This is a genomic window from Gammaproteobacteria bacterium, from assembly GCA_013003425.1.
Lineage (GTDB): Bacteria > Pseudomonadota > Gammaproteobacteria > Steroidobacterales > JABDKV01 > JABDJB01.
This window is the reverse complement of sequence record JABDJB010000006.1, coordinates 24,975-49,978: the sequence shown is the minus strand read 5'-3', so window position 1 is coordinate 49,978 and position 25,004 is coordinate 24,975. Positions and strand designations below refer to the sequence as shown.

Here is a 25,004-nt window from a genome sequence, read left to right as displayed (position 1 = left end):
GGACGCTGCGGGGGGCTGGTGGCTGTATCGGGCAGGCCGGCAGCGACGGCCGGCGCGTCTGGCTGCCGGACCGGTTCCTGGTGTGATCTCCGTCACAACTACAGGCCAATCTGAGATGTTGTTCGGTGATGCTTTCCGGTGCGGCGGGCAGCGTCGCCTGCGGGCACTGCTGCGGCACCAGAGCCGGGCGGCGGCGTGATAAAATGCCCGCTGGTGCGCCGGGCCTGGGTCCGGCGAAATTCTTTATGTTTCGCGAACTTTCCGCGGGGCAGCAGGTCTACCGAACAGGCTCGGAAACCAGGGCCGGAAGGGGTTTGCCCGGATGGGCAATAAGTCCAGCGACCAGCTCCTGGTAGAGCGGGTACAACAAGGCGACAAGTCGGCATTCGATGTACTGGTGCTGCAGTACCAGCACAAAATCGTCAAGCTGGTGATGCGCTATGTTAAAGACCCGACCGAAGCGCTCGATGTGGCTCAGGAAGCCTTCCTAAAGGCTTACCGTGCGCTGCCAAAATTTCGCGGTGACAGTGCGTTCTATACATGGCTTTACAGGATTGCGATCAACACCGCCAAGAACCACCTGGTGGCTGCCAAACGGCGGCCGCTGGAATACGACCTGGATCCGCAGGATCCGGAGCAGTACGACACTCAGGCAAGGCTGAAGGATATCGATACGCCGGAGGGCCTGGTGCTGAGTAACGAGATCCGCCGCACGGTGAACCGGGCGATTGAACATTTGCCCGATGATCTGCGAACGGCGATCATACTGCGTGAACTCGAAGGTATGACCTACGAAGAAATTGCGCAGACGATGGAATGCCCCGTGGGTACGGTACGGTCACGTATCTTTCGTGCGCGCGAGGCGATTGAAAAGAAATTACGTCCTTTGCTGGATTGAGCAGTTTTATGAGTGACGAACTAAACAGTCAGCTGTCTGCATTTGTAGATAACGAGCTGGCACCGGAAGAGTCGGAGTTGCTGGTACGACGCCTGTGTCGCGACGAGACTCTGCGTGACACCGCTGCGGCCTACACGCTGATCGGCTCCGCCATGCGCGGCGGGGAGGCTGCTGCGCCGGCCGATTTTGCCGGCCGGGTAATGATGGCAGTGGCAGGTCAGCAGGTGCCGGCAGTGAAAAAGCCGGCGGCTGCCGGTGGCAGCACCCGCAACTGGGGCCTGGCCGTCGCCGCTTCAGCGGTGCTTGCAGTGGTGGCATTGATGACGCTACCCAATCGAGATGCCGAACAGGTTCCCGCCATAGCCACAGTCACGCCGCCGCCAGCGGATTCAGTAACATCGGCGCCCGCAGATGCAAGGGAACTGGTGGCGGCAGGCGACGCCATGCTGACGCTGATGCCTGCTACGGACAACGTGACGCCGGCAAGTTTCAATGTGCCGGCAGTGCTGCCGTCTGCCCGGTATTCTGCAGAGAACCGCGCCCGGCTCAACAAGTACCTGTTGCGTCATGTCAGCACGACCGGAGCATCGCCGCAGGGAGTGGCGACGTTCCGCAACGTCGGTTTCGTTACACAGACTGAGGCAGACCGATAATGGAAATGCTGATCAGCCAGCTGTGCCTGTTGTCGGTATTTGCCGGAGCCAGCGGGCCGGCGGCGATGGACGGCGATCCGCGGCTCTGGCTGCAGAAGATGGCCGAGGCGGTGGAGAACACCAACTACGAAGGCACGTTTGTACACCGGCTGGCCGGCGATACGCTGGAAACAATGCGTATCATTCATCGCGTTGACGCTAACGGGCGGATTTCCGAGCGCCTGATATCGCTCGACGGCAGCGGACGCGAAATTATCCGTAACGACGACGAGGTGCGCTGCATCCTCGAGAAAGAAAAATCCGTTGTCGTGGAAAAAACCGAGGCCAGCCCGCTGCTTTCCTCGCTGCCCAGTTATCATGCCGAGCTCGATGCGCTGTATCGTTTTAAAACCGTCGGCCGAGAGCGGGTGGTCGACCGTGATGCACGGATCATCGAAGTCCGGCCGCGTGACGAATATCGTTATGGCCATCGCCTGTGGCTCGACGAGCAAACGGCCATGCCGCTGCGTTCGGCACTGATCGACAACAGCGGAGCTATTGTTGAAGAAGTCCTGTTCACGTCCATTACGCTGCGCGATGATATTTCCGATGCCGAACTGGCCCCACGTCTGTCCGCCGACGGTTACAAGCTCTACGGTAACAAGCCGGCATCGCCCCGGCCCGATGCGAGCCAGGAATGGAAGGCGCAGGCCCTGCCACGCGGCTTCAGGCTCACGGTGGCTCGCACCCACGACAGTGAGCAGGAAAAAGTGGAGCACTACGTGTACACGGACGGGCTTGCTTCAGTGTCGGTTTTTGTCGAGCAGGCTGCGGCAGACGCAAAGCCTGTAACCGGCCTGTCGACCATCGGTTCTGCCAATGCCTATGAAACGACAATTGACGGATACCAGGTTACCGCTGTCGGCGAAGTACCCCCGTCAACCGTCGAGATGATTGGCGCATCTCTCAAGCGCACCAGGTAGATTTTTACCGGCATGTTGCGTGAATCCGGACACGTAATCGCTGTAACCGGCGGCGCGGTCCAGGTGCGTGGCAAGGCCCCCTCAAGCTGTGCGCGTTGCGCTGCGGGTCGTGGCTGCGGTGGGGCTTTTTTCGGCCGTATTCTCGGCGATACCGCACAGACAATTACCGGGCAGCCGGTTGGTGAACTGGCAGCCGGTGATGAAGTGTGTATCGCGATACCTGAATCCACGTTGTTACATGCGGCGATATTGGCCTACCTGGTTCCACTGGCGGCTCTGCTGGCCGGGGCGGTGGCCGGCCACTTGCTGGCTGGCGAGACAGGCGCGGTTGCAGGCAGCATCGGTGGCCTGCTGCCGGCGATGTTATACGCGCGGCAACGGGTGAGAGCTTCGCGCCGCACACTGCGGCCCAGTGTGTACCGGCAGTGACGCCGCAGCGCCGGCTGCAGCTCTACCATCGGCGCGGCTGCCATCTTTGTGACGAAATGCTCGAGGCGGTGGAGCAGTTGTGTATTGGTCACAATGTTGCGGTCGAGGTCATCGATATCGACACTGATTCGCGCCTGGCCGAGCGTTTTGGCCTTGATATCCCGGTGCTGACCGCCGGATCCGCTGAGCTGTGCCGGCACCGGCTGGACCGCACGCGGCTGCAGCAGTGGCTGGGGCGGTCCTGAGAAGCGTGTCGCAGCCGCGAGCGGGCCGCTGACGTATATAATGAGCGGATTTTGAATCAGCTGGCGGCGTCTGTGGACCACATCCGGAATTTTTCTATCATCGCGCATATCGATCACGGCAAGTCGACGCTGGCGGATCGTTTTATCCAGCACTGTGGTGGCCTCAGCGAGCGTGAAATGGGTGACCAGGTGCTGGACAGCATGGATCTGGAGCGCGAGCGCGGTATAACCATCAAGGCGCAAAGCGTATCGCTGGATTACACGGCCGCCGATGGTCGCACGTATCAGCTCAATTTCATCGACACACCCGGTCACGTCGATTTTTCTTACGAGGTGTCGCGCTCGCTCGCGGCCTGTGAGGGCGCGCTGCTGCTGGTAGATGTCGCGCAAGGCGTCGAGGCGCAGACGGTAGCCAATTGCTACACGGCCATCGAGCAGGGTCTGGAAGTGATGCCGGTGCTCAACAAGATTGACCTGCCCTCGGCTGATCCCGACGGCGTGTGCAAGGAAATTGAAGAGATCATCGGGATCGATGCCACCGATGCCATCGCGGTCAGCGCGAAGACCGGCGCCGGCGTTGTGGAACTGCTGGAGGCAATTACACAGCGGATCCCGCCACCGGAAGGCAGCCAGGATGATCGACTGCAGGCGCTGATCGTTGATTCATGGTTCGATAATTATGTTGGCGTGGTGACGCTGGTTCGGGTGGTCAATGGCGTCCTGGCCAAAGGCGACAAAATACTGATGATCTCGACCGGTCGCTCACACCTGGTGGACCGCGTGGGGATCTTTACGCCGAAAATGGAAGACCGGTCCGAGCTGCGCGCCGGTGAAGTCGGTTTTGTGATTTCGACTATCAAGGAGATTGACGGCGCGCCGGTCGGTGACACGCTGACGCACGATCGCGACCCTTGTACGGAGCCGCTGGACGGATTCAAGCAGGCACAGCCACGTGTTTTCGCGGGTTTGTATCCGATCAACAGTGACGATTACGAGGCATTTCGCGAGGCGCTGCAGAAATTGCGACTCAACGATGCCGCGCTGCAGTTCGAGCCGGAATCCTCTGCGGCACTGGGTCTTGGATTCCGTTGCGGTTTCCTTGGCATGCTGCACATGGAAATTGTCCAGGAGCGACTGGAACGGGAATACTCAACTGATCTGATCACAACTGCCCCAACCGTAGTTTATGAAGTACAGACCACCGACGGTGAGGTGCTGCAGGTCGACAACCCGTCAGAGCTGCCGCCGTCCAACAAGACTGCCGAGATTCGTGAGCCGATCATTGCCGCCCACATACTGGTGCCGCATGAGCACGTGGGCAGTGTGATCGGACTGTGTGTGGAGAAACGCGGCATACAAAAGCGTATGCAGTACCTTGGGCACCAGGTATCGATAGAGTACGAGTTGCCGATGGCAGAGGTCGTGCTCGATTTCTTCGACCGTTTGAAATCGGTCAGTCGCGGTTTTGCCTCTTTTGATTATCATTTCCTGCGCTTTGAAGACGCGCCGCTGGTTCGGCTGGACGTGCTGGTCAATCGCGAGAGAGTGGATGCCCTGTCGGTAATCGTGCACCGTGACAGTGCCAGGGGGCGTGGCCGCCAACTGGTCGAACTGCTGCGCGAGTTGATTCCGCGGCAAATGTTTGATGTCGCGATCCAGGCTGCTATCGGCTCGCAGGTGATCTCCCGCAGCACGGTCAAGGCGCTGCGCAAGAATGTGACGGCAAAGTGCTATGGCGGTGATGTGAGCCGCAAACGCAAGCTGCTGGAGAAGCAGAAGGCCGGCAAGCGGCGCATGAAGCAGGTTGGATCGGTGGAGATCCCCCAGGAGGCTTTTCTTGCGGTGTTGCGTGTGGGTAAGAAATAGAGAATACTCAAAAGCTTAGGAGCGGTTTTTAGTAATGTTTATTGAACTGGTTTTAGTCGGACTGGCCTTGCTGACGGGCCTGATCTGGGGTGTCGACCACCTGTTTTTTCGTGCCCGGCGCCTGGCCGGCACGGTCGACAATACCGCGCCCGAGCCTGTGGTGGTGGAATACGCACGCAGCTTCTTCCCGATCATCCTCATTGTCCTGGTTATTCGCTCGTTTTTGTTCGAACCATTCCGGATTCCGTCGGATTCGATGATGCCGACCCTGCTCGATGGCGACTTTATCTTCGTCAACAAGTACACCTACGGACTGCGTCTGCCGGTGTCCAATACCCGGTTGGTGAAGTTCAGCGACCCGGACCGCGGTGATGTTGTGGTATTTCGCCTGCCGACTGATCCGGGCACCAATTTCATCAAGCGGGTGGTCGGACTGCCCGGTGACAAGGTCGAGTATCGGAACAAGCAACTGTTCGTAAACGGCGAGCGCATACCGAGCGAAGTAAACGGTGTGTACGACGGGCCAGGCAATAACCTGCCGTCCGGCCGCTATCGGCCGCGCGTCGTACACGAGGAATTGAACGGCATCCGGCACGACATCCTGCTAAGCCCGGGCCGCAACGGCAAGGAAGGAGTGTTCGTGGTACCCGAAGGCCACTACTTCCTGATGGGCGATAATCGCGACAACAGTCACGACAGCCGTTATCCCGGGGTCGGCTTTATACCCGAGAGTAAACTGGTCGGTAAGGCGGTACGGATCTGGATGAACTGGAACCTGCCGCACGCAGCACCAATCTGGAACCGTGTCGGCGACCAGATCATCTAACAGGAGCAAGAGCATGCGGCACAAGCAAACAGGCGTAACTTTGGTCGGGTGGGTCATCATTCTCGCGGTGATCGGTGTTTTCGCCCTCGCAGGGATGCGATTGATACCGATTTATGCAGAGAAGCTCGAGGTGATCTCGCTGCTCACTGCTCTGGAAGAGGAGTTTGATGGCAACCGGGTGTCTGGTACCACCTTGCGTAATGCAATAAAAACAAAGATGCAGGTCAAGGATATCAGCGTGATTCGTCATACCGACTTCGAAGTTACAGCAATAAAAAACGGCTACGAAGTGCACATCTACTACGAGCACAAGGCGCCGTTTATAGGTGACGTGGGCCTGTTCGTTACCGTCGACAGGAAGGTAGAGATAAAACGTTGAGGCCGCTGGCGCAGCTGCTGGCGCGTCTGGACTACGACTTTTCCGATACCGGTCTTGCCCGCGCCGCTCTGACTCACCGCAGCGCTGCCGGTGCTCACAATGAGCGGCTCGAGTTTCTCGGCGATGCCCTGCTGGATCTGGTTATCGCCGAGCAGCTCTACCAGCGCTGTCCCGATGCCAGCGAAGGCGACCTGAGCCGGCTGCGGGCAAGTCTGGTCCGGCGCGACACACTGGCATTCATCGCCGGACTGCTGGAGCTTGGAGACTATCTGGAGATGGGAACCGGCGAGCTGCGCAGCGGCGGCTTTCGTCGCAGTTCAGTCCTTGCTGACACCCTGGAGGCCCTGCTTGGCGCAATTTATCTCGATGGCGGCTATGACGCGTCGCGTCGCGTTGTATTGTCACTTTATGCCGAGCGATTGAGCAGCCTGCCCGATCCGGCGCAACTGCGTGACCCGAAGACGAGGCTGCAGGAGTACCTGCAGGGGCGCGGCGAGGCAAGGCCCGACTATCGCATTGCATCGGTAAGTGGCCGGGCTCACGAACAGAAATTCGAAGTTGTTTGCGAAGTAGATGCTCTCGCGCTGCAGGCAAGCGGACAGGGCAGCAGCCGCCGGCGGGCGGAGCAGCGGGCGGCGCAGGCGCTGCTGGAATTGATCGAGGCTGCCAGTGACGGCTGAGAATTTTCGTTGTGGTTTTGTCAGTCTTGCCGGGCGCAGCAATGTCGGCAAGTCGACACTGCTCAATGCGCTGGTCGGACAGAAACTCAGCATCGTCACCCACAAGCCGCAGACAACCCGTTACCGCCAGGCCGGTATCAGAACCACCGAAGATTCCCAGCTGATTTTTATCGATACGCCGGGGCTGCATCGTGCCGCCGGGCGGGCGCTTAACCGGGTGATGAACCGTACGGCGGTGCAGACGCTGAGCGAAGGGGATGTGGTCCTGTTTGTGGTCGAGGCTTTTCGCTGGACACACGAGGATAATGACCTGCTTGAGCACCTGCGTTCGCTTCAGGCCCCGGTCATCGCCGTCGCAAACAAGATCGACCTTGTAAAACCGCGGGAGAACCTGCTGCCACAGATAGACGCGCTGGCGCAGCGCATGGATTTTGCAGCAATAGTCCCGGTGTCGGCAAAGCAGGGCACCAGCCTTGACCGCCTGCAGGAGGTTATTGCCGGACTGCTGCCAGCCGGGCCGCCGCTATATCCGCCGGAGCAGACGACCGACAGGGACGAGCAGTTTCACGCTGCTGAAATTATCCGTGAACAGCTGCTACTGCGCTTGCAGCAGGAGTTGCCCTATGGTGTGCAGGTGGGAATCGAAAGCTATGAAATGCAACCGGATCTGCTGCATATCAACGCGATAATCTGGGTCGAGCGTTCTGCACACAAGGCGATTGTTATCGGCCGGCAGGGATCAATGCTGAAAGGAATTGGCAGCGCAGCACGGGTCGAGCTCGAGCAGCGGGCCGGCAGGAAGGTAAATTTGAAATTGTGGGTGAAGGTCCGCAACAACTGGTCGGATGACGCGGCAGACCTGCAACGATTTGGTTACGATAACTGAGCCATGCAACGTCAACGAGTGAACCTGCAGCCAGCTTACCTGTTGCACCAGCGGCCATATCGTGACAGCAGCCAGATTGTCGAACTCGTTACGCGTGATCATGGCCGGATCGGGCTGGTTGCGCGCGGGGCACGGCGGCCACGCGCGCGCTTGCGTGCGGTGCTGCAACCGTTCCAGCCCCTGCTGGTGTCATGGACTGCTCGCGGTGACCTGGGCACGCTGACGGCGTGCGAAGCAGTTACGGGCCTGCCCGCGCTGCCGCCGCAACATGCGAATAGCGGCTATTACATGAATGAACTGGTCGTGCGTTTGACCCGGCGACACGATGCTCATCCGGGGTTGTTTGCCTGCTATGCCGCCGGTCTGCAGGGGCTCGTGCACAGCGACTCGGAGGCGCGCGTGCTGCGCCTGTTTGAAAAGCGATTGCTCGACGAACTGGGCTACGGGCTGCAGCTTCAACGCACAGCAGCCGGGGAGTCAGTCGTTGGCGATGGCAGCTACAGTTACCGCGTCGAGCAGGGCATCGTGACAACTGACCCGGTGCACGAGCATGGACCGGTTTTTGCCGGTCATTCGCTGCTCGCGCTCGCGGCCGAGCGGCTGGATGACGATGCCGTGCTTGGAGATGTCAGGATACTGCTGCAACTGGCGCTTGAGCAGCACCTTGGCCCGCGGCCGCTGCAGGTGCGGCGCGTTGCCCGGGCGATGCGCAGGTCGTTACAGTGATTTTCGGAATCGGCACCGACATGGTCAGGATCGACCGGGTTGAAGCAGTGTATGCACGGTTTGGCGAGAAGTTTGTCAATCGTCTCCTGATGCCGCAGGAAATTGCTGAGTTTGCCTCCAGAAAGCGCAAGATACGTTTTCTGGCTATGCGATTTGCCGCCAAGGAGGCAATCGTCAAGGCGCTGGGAACCGGTTTCGGGCACGGCGTCTGGATACGCGATATCGGCGTGTTGCACAACGACTGGGGCCGTCCCGAAGTCATTTTTTCTGCGCGTGGCGAGCAGTTGTGTGAGCAGCTCGGTGCCGGGGCGGGCTATGTGTCGCTGTCAGATGAAGCCGGTTTCGCAATGGCTTTTGCGGTGCTGGAACGGCGTTGATTCAAAGGTCAGCGAGGCTGGCCAGCAGCTGCTCAATTTCATGCTGCAGTTCACGGCACAGTTCATCCAGCCCTTCTGTTTGCTGCCGCTGTAGCCTGCCTTCGATGGCGGCGGCGATCCGGCGCAGTTCGTCGAAGCCGCACAACGCGCCGATACCGTTGATCTTGTGCGCCGGTTCCAGGGCGGCGGGCAGGTCAGTTTCGGCGAGAGCCTGATGTAGCACACTCGCGTAACGTGGCAATTCAGCCTGCAGTTCCGTGCGCATTTCCGCATCGATGAAGTCGCGAACAACGGTCGTTTCTGGCGCAGGCTTTTCCGGTCGGCGCTGCTGCAGGTATTGCAGCAGTACCGCGGGACGTATCGGTTTCACCAGGCAGTCGGTCATACCCGCAGCCAGCGCCCGTTCACGCTCATCCGCAGCGGCGGTCAATCCAATAATCGGTGGCGTACCGCGCCAGGTCCGCTGAATGCGCTGCATTGCCGCGGCGCCATCGCAGCCCGGCATACGCATGTCCATCAGGACCAGGTCGTATGTGCCCGTTTCGAGCAGCTCGCAGGCAGCATTGCCGTCCGCACAGGCGTCGACCTTTGCGCCATGGTGCTGTAGCAATGTCTGCAGGTAGACGCGTCCGAAGCGGTTGTCTTCGGCCACCAGCAAACGCAAGCCGGCCAGCTGCAATTCCGACCGGGCCGGCTCTGCGGTACTCGTGAAGGGTTGTTGCAGCATCGTTGCGAGTCGCTGCGAAATCGATCGCATCGAGCTGTGCACCGGCAGGCAGTCGCCAGCAAACATTTGCGCCAGTTCTTTCAGCTTGTGTCCGGAGCCCGTGCTGGCCAGGCAAAGCACCGGGAGGTGGCCACGCAGTGCCTGCCAATCGGTTGCAAGCTGCTGCGGACTCTGCACGCCGTCTGAATTGACAACCAGCAGAGCCGCATCGTAAACAGGCCGCGTCGTGTCGAGCGATTCGCGCAGCGCAGGCAGGCTCGAGACTATACGCGTTGAGGCCCCGTCGCCCTGAAGGCTGCATGCAATGGCGTTAGCCAGCTCAATATCAGTTGCAACAACGACTACAGCACGATGCTCCAGCAGATTGGATCTCGCAGCGGTAGTCGTTAATTCCTCAGCTGGCTGCAGTGGAATTCGCACACAAAAGGTGCTGCCGTCGGCCGGCGTGCTGTGTACTGCAATACTGCCGTTCATCGCTGTACACAACGCACGCGTTATGACCAGCCCCAGACCGGTACCGCTGACATCGCTGTTTGGTGTCGCCAGGCGTGAGAACGGTTCGAAGAGCCTGTCAATGTCAGCCGGCGACAGGCCGATGCCGGTGTCGGTGATGCGTAATATCAGCTCGAAGCGCTGGCCGTCGTACGGATGGGCAGAGGCCCGTAAACGCACCTGGCCGGTGTTGGTAAATTTGATGGCATTGCCAACAAGATTTACAAGTATCTGGCGGATCCGCAGCGGATCGCCAACCAGGTTGACCGGTACGTCCTGGTCAACCAGGCGAATGAAGTCGAGTTTCTTGCTGTAGGCCGAGGGTGCCAGCATCTGTGACACGCTGTCGATGCAATCGCGCACAGAGAAGGGCTGGTTGTGGATGACCAGCTTACCGGCTTCCAGGCGCGCCAGGTTCAGGACATCGTTCATGATATCCAGCAGTCCTTGTGCCGAGCTTTCTATCGCCGCGATGTAGGTCTGCTGCGTGCCGGTCAGCACCGTTTCCGCCAGCAGCTCGACATAGCCAAGTATGGCGTCCATCGGCGTGCGCAGCTCGTGAGAAAGATTGGCGAGCAGGCCGGCGTGCAGCTCCGAGGCAACCTTTCGGGGTACGTCTGCGGACGTCTTCATGCCCGGTTTGCCGTTTTTGCCGTCAGCGCCCATCTGTCCATGTTGCGGTCTGCGGGCATGGGCGTCAAAACGGCCAGGCCTGTAGAATACCGCTCATGGACTTAGCAGCGACATCAGGGCAAGCCAAAGCGCTAAAACGTGGCGATACCGTCGAGTTATTCATTGACGGCCTCACCCATGACGGCCGGGGAATTGCTCGTCACAACGGCAAGGTGGTGTTTGTTGCAGACGCGCTGCCGCAGGAGACGGTGAGTGCGACGGTTGTGCGCAGGCGGCGAAAGCGCGATGAAGCACGTGCCGCCGAAATTATTTCGCCATCGCCGCAGCGGGTGAGCCCGGCCTGCGCGTGGTTTGGCAGCTGTGGCGGTTGTTCACTGCAACATCTTGACGCCAGCGCGCAGCTGGCAGTGAAGCAGGAGTGGTTGCTCGAATCCTTGCGTCGCATTGGCGAAATCGAGCCTGCTGAGGTTCTCGAGCCGCTGGCCGGTCCGGTTTGGGGCTACCGGCGCAAAGCACGCCTTGGTGTGAAATATGTGGACGGTAAACAGCGCGTGCTGGCCGGCTTTCGCGAACGTTACAAGCCTTACGTTACCGACATGCAGGGTTGCGAAGTGCTCGACCGCAGGCTTGCTGTGCTGATCGAGCCGATTCAGCAACTGGTTGCGGGGATGTCGATACGGCGACGTCTGCCGCAGGTTGAGATGGCGGCAGGAGACGATCGCGTCGTGCTTGTGATGCGCGTGCTCGATCCACCATCAGACGAAGACATGCAGCTGCTGCATGAATTCGAGAAAGACTACGCCATCGACCTTTGCCTCCAGCCGGGCAACCTTGACAGCATTGTCACGCTGCAAGGAGACCGGCCGCCGCCAATGCATTTCCGCCTGGCGTCACATGATGTCGAAATTGAATTTCAGGCAGTGGATTTTATTCAGATCAATGCCGCTATCAATGCCGCAATGATCGACCGGGTGGTCGACTTCCTGGCACCGGGTCCGGCCGACAATGTTCTGGATCTCTACTCGGGACTGGGAAATTTCACCCTGCCGCTGGCGCGCCGGGCCGGCTCGGTAACTGCTGTCGAGGGTGCCGCCGCGCTGGTTGCACGAGCCGCAGACAATGCCCGCCGCAACGGCATCGATAATGCCAGCTTCCATACTGCTGACCTGGCCGCAGATCCGGCCGGATCGGCGCTGCTGGAGCGCGAGTACGACCTGGTTTTGCTCGATCCGCCGCGCAGCGGTGCAGAAGCCGTGTGTTCCGTTGCGCAGCGGTTCAACGCACGGCGCCTGGCCTATGTGTCCTGTCATCCGGCCACGCTGGCACGAGACGCCGGCATCCTGGCTGCCAGCGGGCGCTACCGGCTGCAGGCGGCTGGCGTGATGGACATGTTTCCGCATACTGCGCATGTGGAATCACTGGCCCTGTTCGAGCGTGTGGCATGAAACCTGCGGTACGCATAGAGATCAGCCTGGAGGATCAGCGCCTGTACCTGCTGCAAGGCGGCGAACTGCTGCGGGTGTACGCAGTGTCAACGGCGCGGAACGGTGCCGGGCAGCGCAACGGCAGCGAATGCACACCGCTGGGTCGGCACATTGTCAGGGCGCGCATCGGTGCGGACCAGCCGGCGGGAACCATATTTGTCGCGCGGCGCCCGACCGGTGAGGTCTTCAGCCGCGACATGTTGTGCGAGTTTCCCGAACGGGACTGGATACTCAGCCGGATACTGTGGCTGAGTGGCGCCGAGCCGGGGCGTAACCGGCTCGGTGAAGTCGACACGATGCGCCGCTACATCTACATCCACGGCACGCCGGATGCGGTGCCGGTAGGTGTCGCCGGGTCGCATGGCTGTGTCCGCATGCACAATGATGACGTCATTGATCTGTTTGACCGGGTGCCGGCCGGTACACCGGTCAATATAGTCGCAGGCCCGGCCGGACTGTGACGCTCGGGCCGCTGATGGTCGACGTGGCCGGGCTCGAACTGAGCCCGGAAGACGTGGAGTTGTTGCAGCGCCCGGCAATTGGCGGGGTAATCCTGTTCAAGCGCAATTTCGAATCACTGCAGCAACTGCAGCATCTGACCGAACAGATTCACGCTGTACGCAAGCCGCCACTGCTGATCGCGGTCGACCAGGAGGGCGGCAGGGTGCAGCGGTTCGGCAATCCGTTTACCCGCCTGCCTTCAGCGGCTCGTATCGGGCGGCATCACGATGTCGACCAGGACGCGGCTGCCCGGCTGGCACGCAGCACGGGCTGGCTGATGGCAGCGGAACTGATAGCCAGCGGCGTTGACCTGTCCTTTGCGCCAGTTGTCGATATCGATCACGAGCTTTGCGCCGTGATCGGCGATCGCGCATTTCATCATGACGCGCACACAGTTGCAGAGCTGGGCAGCGCGTATATCAGCGGAATGCATGACGCCGGCATGGCGGCTACCGCCAAGCACTTTCCCGGGCATGGAGGCGTGGCAGGCGACTCACACCTGATGTTGCCGGTCGATGAGCGCAGCCTGGTGGATTTGCAGGCCGACATGCGACCCTATGAGCTGCTGATTGCCAATGGTCTCGATGCGGTGATGATGGCGCTGGTCGCCTATCCCGTCGTTGACGAGGTTCCGGCGTCGTTTTCCCGGCGCTGGATCCGGGACGAGTTGCGCGGCCGCCTTGGCTTTCGTGGCGCGGTGTTCTCCGACGACTTGTCCATGGCCGGTGCCGCCGATGCCGGCAGCATGCGACGGCGGGTCAACAAGGCGCTCGATGCCGGCTGTGATGTGGTTCTGATATGCAACGATCGTGCGGCAGTGGAATCGGTTGTTGACCGGATCGATACGCACAATCCGGCCGCACAGGCCCGTATGGCCAGCCTGCACCGGCGTCACCGGATTACCTGGGAAAAACTGAAATACTCGGGGCGCTGGCAACGCGCACGCGACCTGATAGACGCGCACCCGGCGCTACAGCTGGACGGCTAGCCGTCAGACGGTGCCCGGCTGATCAGGGCAATGACGCCAAATTGTGGATGATCGAAATAGTGGATCTGGCCACTGCGTAGCCGTCGCGCCTGCTGCAGCGTGTAGCTGATGCCGGTGCCCGGGTCCATTTGCAGGTCCAGCTCGAGACGCAGGAATCTCTCCAGCGATACCCGCACTGTGCCGGCCGCGTAGCCGCCACGGCGGTTACCTGCGACCGATACCGCCGGCGCATCCTCTCGCCCTTCGACCGGCTGGCGCCAGCCGTAGTGAAGTATTGGTGACCAGTCACGTGAGCGCAGCAGCTTCTGGCTGATGTTGCCCAGCCGCAGCTCTTCGGGCGCCAGCGGTGGAAAGCGACGACGCCGGATGCGTTGCTCTTCATCTTCCTCGTTGCGCTCGACCTGCAACTCCGAATCGTCCGGGGTGAGGTGACGGAAAACTATCAGCTCGATGTCAAACTGCGGCGGCGCCGGTGCTTCTTCCGCTGCAAGCGATGTGGCAAGAAGTGCCAGCAATATGGCGAGGTACCTGGACATGCGGCTCAGTTTAAACGATCGGACGCCGTGACGGGGCTTTCGGTGGCTGCCAGCTGCGTGAGCAGTTTCTCAACATAGTCGGCCCGGTCTTCAAATTCAGCCAGTTCGCGGCTGAAACGCAGGCGTGCCGGTCCGTCCAGCTGGTAACGCTCGGGATCATCCTGAACCAGTCGCACCAGTTCATGCGGGTCGATGGTGGTGCGCGCCCCGAACTCGATAAAGCCGCCACGGGCACCGGCACTGAGTCGTTCGATACCGAGTGGGGCCGCGGCCAGCTTCAGCTGTGCAATCCGGAACAGGTGTTTTGCAGCGTCCGGCAGCAGACCGAAGCGGTCGATCATCTCGACCTGCAGCTGGCGCAGGTCAGCGGCATTGGTGGCGCTGGCAATTCTCTTGTACAGCACCAGGCGCATGTGTACATCCGGCAGGTAGTCATCAGGCAGCAGGGCGGGCGTGTGCAGGTCGACCTCAGGCCCGCGATGCAAAGGTTCCATCAGGTCGGGTTCCTGGCCGCTTTTCATTGCGGATACGGCGCGTTCCAGTAATTCGATATACATGGAAAAGCCGATCTCATGTATTTGCCCGCTCTGTTCCTCGCCCAGCAGCTCGCCGGCGCCGCGTATCTCGAGATCATGAGTGGCAAGGGCAAAACCCGCGCCAAGATCCTCAGTCGATTCCACTGCCTCGAGCCGCTTTATGGCATCGGCGGTGAGCGACTGGCGTGGCGGTGTTACAAGGTAGGCATAAGCACGATGATGCGAACGACCTACCCGGCCGCGCAGCTGGTGCAGCTGCGCCAGGCCGAGGTGATCGGCGCGATCGATGATTATGGTGTTGGCCGTAGGTACGTCGAGCCCGCTTTCAATGATTGTGGTGCAGACCAGCACGCTGAAACGGCGGTGATAAAAATCGAGCATTACCTGTTCGAGCTCTTTTTCGCGCATTTGACCGTGCGCGATACGGAGATCTGCTTCCGGTACCAGCTCTTCGATGCGCTCGGCCACGCGCGGTATGCTTTGAACGCGGTTGTGCACCACAAACACCTGGCCACCGCGACGAATCTCGCGCACGCAGGCTTCGCGCAGCGTGGCGTCATTCCATTCGCTGACAAATGTTTTTACCGCCAGCCGTTCTGCTGGTGGCGTCGTGATCAGTGACAGGTCGCGCACGCCACCCATGGCCATATTCAGCGTGCGCGGGATGGGTGTGGCCGTTAGTGTCAGCACGTCGACCTCGGCGCGCAGTTCCTTGAGTTTTTCCTTGTGGCGAACGCCAAATCGGTGCTCTTCGTCGATGATGACAAGGCCCAGGTCCCTGAAAGCCACCTTTCTCTGCAGCAGCTTGTGGGTGCCGATGACAATATCAACCGTGCCGGCCGCCAGACCGTCAATCACTGCCGTGTTTTCCTTGCCGGTGCCGAAACGCGACAGCATTTCAACGCGTACCGGCCAGTCGGCAAAGCGGTCACGAAAAGTCTGCAGGTGTTGTTGGGCAAGCAGCGTGGTCGGCACCAGCACTGCGACCTGCGCGCCGCCATGGACTGCATAGAATGCGGCCCGTAACGCGACTTCAGTTTTACCAAAGCCAACATCGCCACAAATAACACGATCCATCGGCCGGCTGGAGCGTAAATCGCCGATAACCTGTTCGATGGCGGATGCCTGGTCCGGCGTTTCTTCAAACGGAAAGCCCTGAACAAACGCGCGATACTCGGATTCTGTCGTGCTGAATGCGCGGCCCGAGCGTGCGGCACGCCGGGCGTAGACATCCAGCAGCTCGGCAGCGGCGTCACGTATGCGTTCTGCCGCGCGCTTGCGCGCACGCTGCCACTGGTCACTGCCAAGCTTGTGCAGTGGCGCAGTTTCCGGCGCGCTCCCGGTATAGCGGCTTATCAGATCCAGCGCATGAACCGGGACATACAGCTTGTCGCCTTCAGCGTATTCAAGCGTGAGAAACTCGTTACTCACGCCGGCAACCTCGAGATTCTGCAGGCCAATGAAGCGGCCGACACCATACTCTTCGTGCACCACCGGCGCCCCGGGCCGCAGGTCGGTGAGATCGCGAATAATTGTCTGCGGGTCGCGCGACGGGCGGCGCCGTTGCACGGCTCGCGCTGATTTGCCGAACAACTGCTCACCAACGACCAGCGCGACATCATCGAGCAGCAGGCCGCGCTCAACCCCGGCGGTAGTGATGGCAAAGCGCTCGCTCGTTTCAAGGAATTCACTCCAGCCGGCCACGCGTACCGGCCGGATGCCGTGGGGTGCCAGCAGGTCAAGCGTTGATTCACGGTAGCCATCTGATTCGGCGACAAACAGCACCCGGCCGTCGTAGCGATCGAGAAACCCGCGCAATGTCTGTGTCGGGTCCGCGGCCCGTGCCCTGATCTCGAGTGGGGGAGGCGCCTGGCTGGGAAAGTTTGCCGCTGCAGAGGGTTGCTTGACGGCGCTGAACGTCAGTTGCCCGAAGCGGTCGAGCGCTTCGGCAAGTTCTTTTTCGGTGACAAATGCCAGCTTCGGCGGCAGCAGCGGCCGTTCCACATCGTGGGCCCGCTGGTCGTAGCGCTGCAGGGTATCTGCCATGTAGGCGGCCAGGGCGCCATCGACGTCTTCATCGCGTACCACCAGGGCAGTCGGGGGCAGATACTGCGGCAGCGTCGCGGTGGAATCGAAAAACAGCGGCAGGTAGTACTCCAGACCGCCCGGCGTAATGCCGTCGGAAACTTCGCTGTAGATCTTGCTGCGTGTCGGATCGCCCTCAAAGTGACGGCGAAAGCGCTGACGAAACCCGCTGATGGCCGCTTCATTCATCGGGAATTCGCGTGCCGGCAGCACCTGTATTGATTCGTGGCGATCGCCTGACAGCTGTGTGCCCGGGTCAAAACCTCTGATGCTGTCGATTTCATCGTCGAACAGGTCGATTCGTACCGGGCTGTCGCCACCCATCGGGAAGATATCGATCAGTGAACCGCGCACCGCGAACTCGCCATGCTCCATCACCTGGCTGACGTGACGATAGCCGGCGCGTTCAAGCCGGCTCTGCCATTGCGGCAGATCAAAGTTGTCGCCGCGCCGACACAGCAGGCTGCCGCTGGTGACGTATTCCACAGGGGGCAGGCGCTGCAGCATCGCGGCAGCCGAGGCCACCACGATGCCGCGCTCCAGGGTAGGCAGCCGGGCAAGCGTCGACAGGCGGCGTGAAATGATGTCGGGATGCGGCGAGAAGATGTCGTAGGGCAGATTCTCAAGGTCGGCAAATTCGAGCACCGGCAGGTGCTCACCGGCAAAAAACCGCAGCTCGGTCAGTAATCGCTCGACCTGGCGAACATCATGGCCCACGACCAGCAGCGGCCCGGCATGATTGCCGGCGGCTTCGACCAGCGCCAGCGACGCGGCGCATCCATACAGCCCGCCCCATCGTGCCGGCCCGGCAGGCGGCAACCGTGTGGCACCGGCAAAAAGATTTCCCTCCGGTCTCATGAGCCGGGACTATACAGGCTGGCAGTGAAGACTAGCTGGCCGGACGCTTGGCCACGGAATGGATGACGCGCTTGTACTCGAAGTAGACGATAAATTGCTGGTATTCCCAGCGCGTGATCGGCGGATCACCCACCGGTGCCCGGCGTGATGTCGGGCTGCCGTAGCTGGCCTCGACCGATTCCATGGTCATTCCGCGGGTGGGAATGGACTGGTTCAACCCGATCTGTGTGGGTTCGCTGAGCAGCGTCTGCCCGATCGCGGTAACCGCCGCGGCAAACAGAACAATCAGGGCGGCAACGCCTAGGGGTCTTTTCAGCATCCAGGGTGTCTTCATAACCGGGGAGGCGTCAAAATATACCAATCAGCGCCAGCTACTCAATGGATTTTTGCAACTCCAGCCTGGGGAATATTGTTCACAAGTGCGCTAAGATTAGTGATACAAGATACTGAGGGATCTGGAAAAAATATGGTTTTAGCCAACCCGGCAGGCAGCGCTAACTATCGGTTCCTAAGAGGATGCTGCGCTGCCGCGGCGGCCCCGCAGCCGGGCCGCTCTGTGCTTTAATCCCGCCGATGTTCCACCCGCTCGAGCTGTTCGTGGGGTTGCGCTACCTCGGTGCCAGGCAGCGCAACCTGTACGTTTCCTTCATTTCCGTCATCTCGCTGCTCGGGATCGCGGTTGGCGTCCTGACGCTGATCGTGGTGATTTCCGTGATGAACGGGTTCGGCAATGAACTGCGTGGCCGGCTGCTGAGCCTGACCGCGCACGTGACAGTCAGCGGGCCGGGTCGTGGACTTGCCGAACCGCAGCGGGTAGTGGAGCGGGTGGCGGCACATCCCCTGGTCAGTGACGCCACCGCCTTTGTCGATGGTGAGGCGCTGCTGGTCAACGGCGTTAATCTCAATGGGGTGATTATTCGCGGGCTGGACCCGGCGGCCGGCAGCCAGACGCTCGCAGGAGCGGTCGACGCCGCGGTGCTGGACACGCTGCAGCCTGGCTCCGACCGGCTGATTATCGGTGCCGAACTGGCCCGGACAGCCGGCGTGATCGAGGGCGACGAAATTACGGTGATGATTCCCCGCAGCTCGGCCAATGGTTCTATCGCGCCCCTGCTGCGGCGGTTCAGGGTTGCAGGCGTTTTCGAGGTGGGTATCGCCGAGCATGATTCGTCCAGCGTGCTGATGCATATCGAAGATGCTGCGGATCTTGTCGGCTTGCCGCAAGGGCAGGTCAGTGGCGTCCGGCTGACGCTGAGCGATATTTTTCGCGCCGGGCAGGTGGCTGACGAGCTGGCTGCCAGCCTCAACCCCGAACTGCGCGTCAGTGACTGGACACGCGAGCAGTCCAGCTACTTCCGCGCTATCCGGATTGAAAAAGCGATGATGTTTGTCATCCTGCTGCTGATCGTCGCGGTTGCGGCATTTAATATAGTCGCAACCCTGGTGATGGTTGTGGGTGACAAGCGCACCGACATTGCGATCCTGCGCACCATGGGTATGCGGCCGGGCGGCATCATGCGGATTTTCATGGTGCAGGGCACTCTGATTGGCCTGATTGGCACCGCGCTGGGTCTGGTGGCCGGCGTCAGCCTGGCACTCAACGTCGAAAACCTGCTGCCGCGGATGGAGAGCTGGCTGGGTATCAACCTGTTGCCGAAAGACCTTTATTACATTACGTCTGTTCCATCTGACCTGCGCTGGCCGGAAGTCGGACTGATTGTGCTGGCGGCACTGGTCCTGTCAGTTGTAGCGACTATCTATCCAGCCCGGCGTGCGGCAAAGACTCACCCGGCTGAAGCGTTGCGCTACGAATGAAGCAGCTGTACGAATTGCTGGTTGGTATTCGCTATGTGCGGCCAAAAACACGCAGCGGCTTTGTCTCGTTTATTTCAGCGATATCGATGCTTGGCATTGCAATCGGCGTCGCCGTGCTGATCGTGGTGCTGTCAGTCATGAACGGTTTTGAAGGTGAGCTGCGTGAGCGGATACTGGCGCTGGCCTCGCACGCCACGATTACGGGTTTTGACGACAAGCTGCCGCAGTGGCGTGCGGTACAGGCGCACGCGCTCGAGCACGAAAGCGTCACGGCCGTAGCGCCATTTATAGAAGGCGAGGGCATGCTGGTTAACGGTGAGCTGCTCAGCGGCGTACTGGTTCGCGGCATGGACCCGGTGGCGGAACGAAATGTTTCAACGCTTGGCGGTTTGATGCAGCAGGGCAGTCCTGATGATCTCGTTGCTGGCGAGTATCGGGTTCTTATCGGTGCCGCGCTGGCCGAAGTGCTTGGGGTGGCTGTTGGTGACAAGGTCTTGCTGCTTATTTCACGTGCCAACGTGACGCCGGCAGGGATCATGCCACGCATGCGTCGATTCACCGTGACCGGCATATTTTCCGCCGGCATGCATGAGTTTGATCGTGGCCTGGCCTTTGTGCACCTGGAAGATGCGGCAAAGCTTTACCGGCTCGGTGATGCCGTCAGCGGCGTGCGTCTGCGCCTGGCGGACATGTACCAGGCGCCGCAGGTCGTGACCCAGGTCGCGCGCGAGATCGGCGGGGGGGTTTTTGTCAGCGACTGGACGCGCAAGCATGCCAATTTCTTTCGTTCCATCCAGTTGACCAAGACAGTGATGTTTATAATTTTGCTCCTGGTCGTCGGTGTGGCCGCATTCAATATCGTTTCCACGCTGGTAATGGTGGTAAAAGACAAGCGCAGCGATATCGCCATCCTGCGTACACTCGGCGCATCGCCAGGCAGCATTATGAGTGTGTTTATGGTGCAGGGGACATTGATCGGCGCGATCGGTACACTGCTCGGCGTGGTTCTGGGTATTCTTGGCGCTCTCAACATCGAAGCAATAGTGCGCTGGCTGGAAAGCCTGCTGCACACCGAGCTGGTATCGCCCGAAGTTTATTTTCTAAGTGACCTGCCGGCGCGCATCGAAGCAACCGACGTTACACAAATTGCGCTGACCGCATTTCTGCTGGCACTGCTTTCCACCATTTACCCCGCCTGGCGCGCGGCCCGCACCCGCCCGGCCGAGGCATTGCGTCATGAATGATGCCGGTCCCGCCGATCTGGCTTTGCGCTGTGAGAATATTTCTCGCAGTTATCCGCAGGCCAGCGGCCGCCTTGAGGTGCTGCGGGACATCGAACTGGACGTGGCGCCCGGGGAGAGGATTTCGATTATCGGTGCATCCGGTAGCGGCAAAACTACGTTGCTGCAGATTATGGGCGGGCTGGACGATCCCACCTCCGGCCGCATCTTTATAAATGGCCGCGACCTGAGCCAGCTCAGCGATGCCGAACGCGGCGAAATGCGCAACCGCAGGGTGGGTTTTGTCTATCAGTTCCATCACCTGTTGCCGGAATTCAGCGCGCTGGAAAATGTCGCCATGCCGCTGCTCATTCGCCGCGTCGAAGTGGCAAAGGCGCGCCAACAGGCAGCCGACCTGCTGCAGCGGGTAGGGCTGGGCGAGCGCCTGGAACACAAGCCGGCGCAGCTGTCGGGCGGTGAGCGGCAGCGTGCAGCAGTTGCCCGTGCTCTGATCACCGGGCCGGCGCTGGTGCTGGCCGATGAGCCAACCGGCAATCTCGACGGCCGCACCGGTGCCCGGGTATTCGAGACGATGCTCGAACTGAATCGCGAACTGGGCACCAGCCTGGTGGTGGTTACCCACGACATGCGAATCGCCCGCCACATGGACCGCATCCTCACGCTCGAGGAGGGAGTGCTGCGTCCAGCGTCGGTTGACGGCTGATATTTTCACGTTAAATCTGCCGCCGCCGTATAGAAATGCGGCTGGTTCATGCCGCGTTCGCCGGTCACAGTCGCGCAGTGTGGCGCCGATTCGATTTACCGCTGGTGGCTGTCGGTTTTCTTGCTGGCAGTGCTGCAGTTTTCGCGCTGCCACAGTTGTTACCGGATGCGCTGGTGATCCTCGTGGCGGCGTTGACCATTGCGCTCGCGGCATGGCGTCGCACGCCCGCTGCGATGTTTGCTGCGACATTGCTGGCGGGTTTTGCCTGGACGCACATCGTTGCGCACCGGCAGCTGGTCGGCCTGCCGCTCGAGGGCACGCTCGACACGCAGGTAGTTGTACGTGTCGCTGATGTCGTGCAGCGGGACGGTTCGACACTCGGATTTGTCGCTGAAGCAAAACTGCCTGGAGCAGGCCTGCGCCGTGTCTGGCTGCGCTGGTACGAATTCCCGGCCGGTGTGACGCCACCACGCCCGGGCGACTTGTGGCAACTCGATGTGCGCTTGCGTGCGCCGCACGGGCTGGCCAACCCTGGCCGACGCTTCCGTGCGGATTTCGCCTTTCGTTCCGGGCTTGCCGCCAGCGGCTATGTCCGCGGCTCTGAAAACCGGCGGATAGCTACCGGCAGTACCTTGTTACTGGCATCTCAGCGCGACCGCCTGTCGCGGCAGCTGGCGGCGGGACTTAAATCGGATACTGGCGGCGCCCTGGTTGTTGCCCTGGCAATTGGTGACCGCCAGCATCTGAGTGACGGCCACTGGCAGGTGCTGCGCAACACGGGTCTGAGCCACCTTGTTGCGATCAGCGGTCTGCACATTGGTATCGTCGCCGGGCTTGGCTACCTTGGCGGCACGTTGCTGGGCGGGTTGTCGCGTCGCGGCATCCTGTTGGGCTGCGGACTATCCGCACTGCTCGCGGTCGGCTATGCCGCACTGGCAGGTTTTACCATTCCGACGAGGCGCGCCCTGCTGGTCGTGCTGGTCCTGTTGTTGTGCCGGCTTTCCAGGCGCGATGCCCGGCCAGCCCAGGCACTGGCGGCCGCGTTGTTGCTGGTACTGGTGTTCGATCCGCTGGCACCGCTGGAAGCGGGTTTCTGGCTTTCGTTCTTTGCCGTCGTAGTCCTGCTCTATGCAGGTGGTGGCGACGGTTCATGGTTACGGCGGCTGTGGTCCGCGCAGCTGGCAGTTTTTGTCGGTCTGGCACCGTTGCTGTCTCTGCTGTTCGGCCAGGTTGCGCTGGCTGCGCCGCTGGTGAATCTGATGTTGCTGCCGCTTTTCAGTCTGGTTCTGATACCGCTGGTGCTTGGCGGAGTCGTTGTTTTCTTCCTGCATGCCGAAACCGGTTTGCTGGTGCTGGCCCGGGCAGCCGCGTTGCTGGATGGTGTATGGCCCGCGCTGCAGTGGGTCGCAAACTTCGAAGCGCTGGTTTACTACCCTTCGCACGTGCCCGCTTCAGTGCTTTTTATTGCGGTAATTGGCAGTGCCTGGCTGCTGGCTCCGCGTGGCTGGCCGGCCCGCTGGCTGGGGTTACTGATGCTGCTGCCTGCAGTGTTGCCGGCGGACCACAGGCCCGCACCCGGGGCATTCGAACTGACAATGCTGGATGTCGGTCACGGACTGGCGATAGTCGTGCGTACCCGGCGGCACGTGCTGCTATACGATACGGGTCCGCGCTGGCGCAGCGGGCGCAGCGCATACAGCAGCGCTATCAGGCCATTCCTGCGGCTGCAGGGGAATGCCGCGGTTGATCGCGTTGTTGTAAGTCACTCCGATAATGATCATGCCGGTGGCCTGGATGAGGTCCTGGCCGATTTTCCTGCTGCCAGGGTGCTGGGTAGTGGCGTCGCAAACAAGGTGCGGTGTCAACGCGGGCAGCGATGGTTCTGGGATGGCCTGGCATTTGATGTGTTGCACCCGCCGGCTGGTGACGGCTGGACCGGTAACGATGCCAGTTGTGTGGTCCGTATCAGCAATGGTAAATCCTGCGTGCTGCTGACCGGCGACATCGAAGCTGCAGCGGAACGCAATCTGGTAGCGCGCCGGTATGACCGGCTGCGCTGTGCACTGCTGGCAGCTCCGCACCACGGCAGCAAGACATCGTCCACGGCAGGTTTTGTAGCGGCAACCGGCGCGAGTCATGTGCTGGTTTCGGTTAACAAGACGAATCAGTGGGGCTTGCCCGGCGCCACAGTCGTGCAGCGCTGGCAGGATGCGGGTGCGGCCGTCTACCTGACTGCCAATGCCGGCGCCATTTCAGCTCATGTGTCAAGGCATGGAGAAATCGGCATCAGCCGGCATCGCTGCAGGAATGCACGCTTCTGGCGTCCCCGCTGCGCTTTAGTTCAACCCGGCAGGTGAAGTACTATGGGCCCGCCTCGAGGGGTTTCATACCGTCATTCTGGCAGAGGGGTCGTATGTTCGAGATAGTCAGAGCGGGTGGCTGGCTGATGCTGCCACTGGTGCTCTGTTCAATAGTGGCTGGAGCAATAATCGTGGAGCGCCTGTGGACGCTGCGGCGCAAACGCGTGCTGCCCACGGACCTTGCTGCCAAAGTGTGGTACTGGGTCGAAAAGGAACAGCTCGACGATCGCCATATCCATGCCCTGCGTGATAGTTCACCGCTGGGCCGGATTCTCGCTGCCGGGCTGGGTGCTCGCGATGCAAATCGCGACGTGATGAAAGAGAGTATCGAGGATACCGGCCGTCATGTCGTGCACGAACTGGAACGTTTCCTCAATCCCCTCGGCACCATTGCCGCCATTTCGCCCTTGCTGGGGTTGCTTGGCACCGTCATCGGCATGGTAAAGGTGTTTGGCGCCATCCAGGCGCATGGCGTGGGTAACCCGACCGTGCTTGCTGGTGGCATCTCGGAGGCGCTGATTACTACCGCTGCCGGGTTGTCCGTCGCTATTCCGGCATTGATGGGTTACCGCTATCTGCGCGGACGGGTAGATTCGCTCGTGGTGCAGATGGAGCAGGAGGCAATAAAACTGGTCGAGGCCCTGCATGGCGGCGATCGGCGCGCGGCGGAGCGCGGTGCGTGAACCTGCGGGCACGCCAGGCTGAGGAGCCGGAGGTAAATCTGACCTCGCTGATTGACGTGGTGTTACTGCTGCTGGTGTTTTTTATGGTGTCCACCAGCTTTGTGCGCGAATCAGAACTAAAGATCACTTTGCCGCAAACGCGCGAGGCTGCAGCTCCGGAGCAGGCGACGGTAGAAGGAATGGAAATCACCGTCACGGCCGAGGGAGGTTACCTGCTGAACCAGCAGGAGCTGATCAACAACCGGCCCGGAACCCTGAGGCGCGCAATCATCCGCATGTATGGTGACGATCGCGACCGCCCGGTTACTATCCGGGCCGACGCCCGCGCAACTCATCAATCGGTAGTCACTGCAATGGATGTAGCAGGCCGGCTGGGTTTTGTCCGTATCAATATTGCCACGGTCAATGAAGGGCCGGGCAACCAGGCTAACTGAC

Annotated in this window: 25 protein-coding genes; 21 read left to right on the top strand and 4 right to left on the bottom strand. The window is 60.8% G+C overall.

Features of this window, described 5'->3' with window-relative positions:
• Positions 1-322 precede the first annotated feature (322 nt).
• From rpoE to HKN06_00510, 12 genes are all read left to right on the top strand, one after another.
• Positions 323-898, top strand: coding sequence for an RNA polymerase sigma factor RpoE (rpoE, locus tag HKN06_00565; GenBank protein ID NNF59798.1), 576 nt, complete (start codon positions 323-325; stop codon positions 896-898).
• An 8-nt stretch (positions 899-906) separates the two neighbouring features.
• Positions 907-1,551 carry a sigma-E factor negative regulatory protein gene (locus HKN06_00560; GenBank protein ID NNF59797.1) on the top strand — a complete coding sequence of 215 codons (645 nt, stop codon included), beginning with the start codon at positions 907-909 and terminating at the stop codon, positions 1,549-1,551.
• On the top strand, positions 1,551-2,513 hold the full coding sequence (locus tag HKN06_00555) for a hypothetical protein (GenBank protein ID NNF59796.1): 963 nt from the start codon (positions 1,551-1,553) through the stop codon (positions 2,511-2,513). The genes HKN06_00560 and HKN06_00555 overlap by 1 nt, the downstream gene beginning before the upstream one ends.
• Before the next feature lie 12 nt (positions 2,514-2,525).
• The gene (locus HKN06_00550; GenBank protein ID NNF59795.1) at positions 2,526-2,942 is read left to right on the top strand and encodes a Fis family transcriptional regulator; all 417 of its coding nucleotides are present in this window, start codon (positions 2,526-2,528) and stop codon (positions 2,940-2,942) included.
• Between the two features lie 56 nt (positions 2,943-2,998).
• Entirely contained in the window at positions 2,999-3,187 is a 189-nt protein-coding gene (locus HKN06_00545; GenBank protein NNF59794.1) for a glutaredoxin family protein, read from the top strand.
• Positions 3,188-3,259: 72 nt separating this feature from the next.
• Positions 3,260-5,053: an elongation factor 4 gene (gene lepA, locus HKN06_00540; GenBank protein ID NNF59793.1), complete on the top strand. Its 1,794-nt coding sequence runs from the start codon at positions 3,260-3,262 to the stop codon at positions 5,051-5,053.
• A gap of 34 nt (positions 5,054-5,087) precedes the next feature.
• Entirely contained in the window at positions 5,088-5,879 is a 792-nt protein-coding gene (gene lepB, locus HKN06_00535; GenBank protein ID NNF59792.1) for a signal peptidase I, read from the top strand.
• 13 nt (positions 5,880-5,892) lie between these two features.
• Positions 5,893-6,258: a DUF4845 domain-containing protein gene (locus tag HKN06_00530; protein ID NNF59791.1), complete on the top strand. Its 366-nt coding sequence runs from the start codon at positions 5,893-5,895 to the stop codon at positions 6,256-6,258.
• A 5-nt stretch (positions 6,259-6,263) separates the two neighbouring features.
• Positions 6,264-6,938: a ribonuclease III gene (gene rnc, locus HKN06_00525; GenBank protein ID NNF59790.1), complete on the top strand. Its 675-nt coding sequence runs from the start codon at positions 6,264-6,266 to the stop codon at positions 6,936-6,938.
• The gene (gene era / locus HKN06_00520; protein NNF59789.1) at positions 6,928-7,824 is read left to right on the top strand and encodes a GTPase Era; all 897 of its coding nucleotides are present in this window, start codon (positions 6,928-6,930) and stop codon (positions 7,822-7,824) included. The genes rnc and era overlap by 11 nt, the downstream gene beginning before the upstream one ends.
• A 3-nt stretch (positions 7,825-7,827) precedes the next feature.
• Entirely contained in the window at positions 7,828-8,550 is a 723-nt protein-coding gene (gene recO, locus HKN06_00515) for a DNA repair protein RecO (protein NNF59788.1), read from the top strand.
• Entirely contained in the window at positions 8,547-8,927 is a 381-nt protein-coding gene (locus tag HKN06_00510) for a holo-ACP synthase (GenBank protein NNF59787.1), read from the top strand. The genes recO and HKN06_00510 overlap by 4 nt, the downstream gene beginning before the upstream one ends.
• A gap of 1 nt (position 8,928) precedes the next feature.
• Here HKN06_00510 and HKN06_00505 read toward each other — a convergent pair whose 3' ends face one another.
• Positions 8,929-10,779, bottom strand: a complete 1,851-nt coding sequence (locus HKN06_00505) for a response regulator (protein ID NNF59786.1) — start codon at positions 10,777-10,779, stop codon at positions 8,929-8,931.
• 95 nt (positions 10,780-10,874) lie between these two features.
• Here HKN06_00505 and rlmD point away from each other — a divergent pair, with 95 nt between their 5' ends.
• The 3 genes from rlmD to nagZ are packed head-to-tail and all read left to right on the top strand — an operon-like array spanning position 10,875 to position 13,752.
• Positions 10,875-12,224: a 23S rRNA (uracil(1939)-C(5))-methyltransferase RlmD gene (gene rlmD / locus HKN06_00500; GenBank protein NNF59785.1), complete on the top strand. Its 1,350-nt coding sequence runs from the start codon at positions 10,875-10,877 to the stop codon at positions 12,222-12,224.
• A complete protein-coding gene (locus HKN06_00495; protein ID NNF59784.1) occupies positions 12,221-12,724 on the top strand; it encodes a L,D-transpeptidase in 504 nt (167 codons plus the stop codon). Before rlmD ends, HKN06_00495 begins: the two co-directional genes overlap by 4 nt.
• Positions 12,721-13,752, top strand: coding sequence for a beta-N-acetylhexosaminidase (nagZ, locus tag HKN06_00490; protein NNF59783.1), 1,032 nt, complete (start codon positions 12,721-12,723; stop codon positions 13,750-13,752). Before HKN06_00495 ends, nagZ begins: the two co-directional genes overlap by 4 nt.
• Here the strand turns inward: nagZ and HKN06_00485 are convergent.
• The 3 genes from HKN06_00485 to HKN06_00475 are packed head-to-tail and all read right to left on the bottom strand — an operon-like array spanning position 13,749 to position 18,086.
• Complete coding sequence (locus tag HKN06_00485) at positions 13,749-14,288, bottom strand: hypothetical protein (protein NNF59782.1); 540 nt, start codon at positions 14,286-14,288, stop codon at positions 13,749-13,751. The genes nagZ and HKN06_00485 overlap by 4 nt on opposite strands.
• A gap of 5 nt (positions 14,289-14,293) precedes the next feature.
• Positions 14,294-17,767 carry a transcription-repair coupling factor gene (gene mfd / locus HKN06_00480; GenBank protein NNF59781.1) on the bottom strand — a complete coding sequence of 1,158 codons (3,474 nt, stop codon included), beginning with the start codon at positions 17,765-17,767 and terminating at the stop codon, positions 14,294-14,296.
• 31 nt (positions 17,768-17,798) lie between these two features.
• On the bottom strand, positions 17,799-18,086 hold the full coding sequence (locus tag HKN06_00475) for a hypothetical protein (GenBank protein ID NNF59780.1): 288 nt from the start codon (positions 18,084-18,086) through the stop codon (positions 17,799-17,801).
• A gap of 254 nt (positions 18,087-18,340) precedes the next feature.
• Here HKN06_00475 and HKN06_00470 point away from each other — a divergent pair, with 254 nt between their 5' ends.
• Genes HKN06_00470 through HKN06_00445 form a run of 6 tightly spaced genes read left to right on the top strand, consistent with a single transcriptional unit; the run spans position 18,341 to position 25,003 of the window.
• On the top strand, positions 18,341-19,582 hold the full coding sequence (locus HKN06_00470) for a lipoprotein-releasing ABC transporter permease subunit (protein NNF59779.1): 1,242 nt from the start codon (positions 18,341-18,343) through the stop codon (positions 19,580-19,582).
• On the top strand, positions 19,579-20,826 hold the full coding sequence (locus HKN06_00465; GenBank protein ID NNF59778.1) for a lipoprotein-releasing ABC transporter permease subunit: 1,248 nt from the start codon (positions 19,579-19,581) through the stop codon (positions 20,824-20,826). Before HKN06_00470 ends, HKN06_00465 begins: the two co-directional genes overlap by 4 nt.
• On the top strand, positions 20,819-21,526 hold the full coding sequence (gene lolD / locus HKN06_00460; GenBank protein NNF59777.1) for a lipoprotein-releasing ABC transporter ATP-binding protein LolD: 708 nt from the start codon (positions 20,819-20,821) through the stop codon (positions 21,524-21,526). The genes HKN06_00465 and lolD overlap by 8 nt, the downstream gene beginning before the upstream one ends.
• 35 nt (positions 21,527-21,561) lie before the next feature.
• The gene (locus tag HKN06_00455) at positions 21,562-23,883 is read left to right on the top strand and encodes a DNA internalization-related competence protein ComEC/Rec2 (GenBank protein NNF59776.1); all 2,322 of its coding nucleotides are present in this window, start codon (positions 21,562-21,564) and stop codon (positions 23,881-23,883) included.
• Between the two features lie 56 nt (positions 23,884-23,939).
• Positions 23,940-24,569: a MotA/TolQ/ExbB proton channel family protein gene (locus HKN06_00450; GenBank protein NNF59775.1), complete on the top strand. Its 630-nt coding sequence runs from the start codon at positions 23,940-23,942 to the stop codon at positions 24,567-24,569.
• Positions 24,566-25,003, top strand: a complete 438-nt coding sequence (locus HKN06_00445) for a biopolymer transporter ExbD (protein ID NNF59774.1) — start codon at positions 24,566-24,568, stop codon at positions 25,001-25,003. Before HKN06_00450 ends, HKN06_00445 begins: the two co-directional genes overlap by 4 nt.
• Position 25,004: the final 1 nt, after the last annotated feature.

Excerpts from the sequence above, each read along its gene's own strand:
- rpoE (NNF59798.1), top strand. The coding sequence starts at position 323 with ATGGGCAATAAGTCCAGCGACCAGCTCCTGGTAGAGCGGGTACAACAA.
- HKN06_00560 (NNF59797.1), top strand. The coding sequence starts at position 907 with ATGAGTGACGAACTAAACAGTCAGCTGTCTGCATTTGTAGATAACGAG.
- HKN06_00555 (NNF59796.1), top strand. The coding sequence starts at position 1,551 with ATGGAAATGCTGATCAGCCAGCTGTGCCTGTTGTCGGTATTTGCCGGA.
- HKN06_00550 (NNF59795.1), top strand. The coding sequence starts at position 2,526 with ATGTTGCGTGAATCCGGACACGTAATCGCTGTAACCGGCGGCGCGGTC.
- HKN06_00545 (NNF59794.1), top strand. The coding sequence starts at position 2,999 with ATGCTCGAGGCGGTGGAGCAGTTGTGTATTGGTCACAATGTTGCGGTC.
- lepB (NNF59792.1), top strand. The coding sequence starts at position 5,088 with ATGTTTATTGAACTGGTTTTAGTCGGACTGGCCTTGCTGACGGGCCTG.
- HKN06_00530 (NNF59791.1), top strand. The coding sequence starts at position 5,893 with ATGCGGCACAAGCAAACAGGCGTAACTTTGGTCGGGTGGGTCATCATT.
- recO (NNF59788.1), top strand. The coding sequence starts at position 7,828 with ATGCAACGTCAACGAGTGAACCTGCAGCCAGCTTACCTGTTGCACCAG.
- HKN06_00505 (NNF59786.1), bottom strand. The coding sequence starts at position 10,779 with ATGAAGACGTCCGCAGACGTACCCCGAAAGGTTGCCTCGGAGCTGCAC.
- rlmD (NNF59785.1), top strand. The coding sequence starts at position 10,875 with ATGGACTTAGCAGCGACATCAGGGCAAGCCAAAGCGCTAAAACGTGGC.
- HKN06_00495 (NNF59784.1), top strand. The coding sequence starts at position 12,221 with ATGAAACCTGCGGTACGCATAGAGATCAGCCTGGAGGATCAGCGCCTG.
- HKN06_00485 (NNF59782.1), bottom strand. The coding sequence starts at position 14,288 with ATGTCCAGGTACCTCGCCATATTGCTGGCACTTCTTGCCACATCGCTT.
- mfd (NNF59781.1), bottom strand. The coding sequence starts at position 17,767 with ATGAGACCGGAGGGAAATCTTTTTGCCGGTGCCACACGGTTGCCGCCT.
- HKN06_00475 (NNF59780.1), bottom strand. The coding sequence starts at position 18,086 with ATGCTGAAAAGACCCCTAGGCGTTGCCGCCCTGATTGTTCTGTTTGCC.
- HKN06_00470 (NNF59779.1), top strand. The coding sequence starts at position 18,341 with ATGTTCCACCCGCTCGAGCTGTTCGTGGGGTTGCGCTACCTCGGTGCC.
- HKN06_00465 (NNF59778.1), top strand. The coding sequence starts at position 19,579 with ATGAAGCAGCTGTACGAATTGCTGGTTGGTATTCGCTATGTGCGGCCA.
- lolD (NNF59777.1), top strand. The coding sequence starts at position 20,819 with ATGAATGATGCCGGTCCCGCCGATCTGGCTTTGCGCTGTGAGAATATT.
- HKN06_00455 (NNF59776.1), top strand. The coding sequence starts at position 21,562 with ATGCGGCTGGTTCATGCCGCGTTCGCCGGTCACAGTCGCGCAGTGTGG.
- HKN06_00450 (NNF59775.1), top strand. The coding sequence starts at position 23,940 with ATGTTCGAGATAGTCAGAGCGGGTGGCTGGCTGATGCTGCCACTGGTG.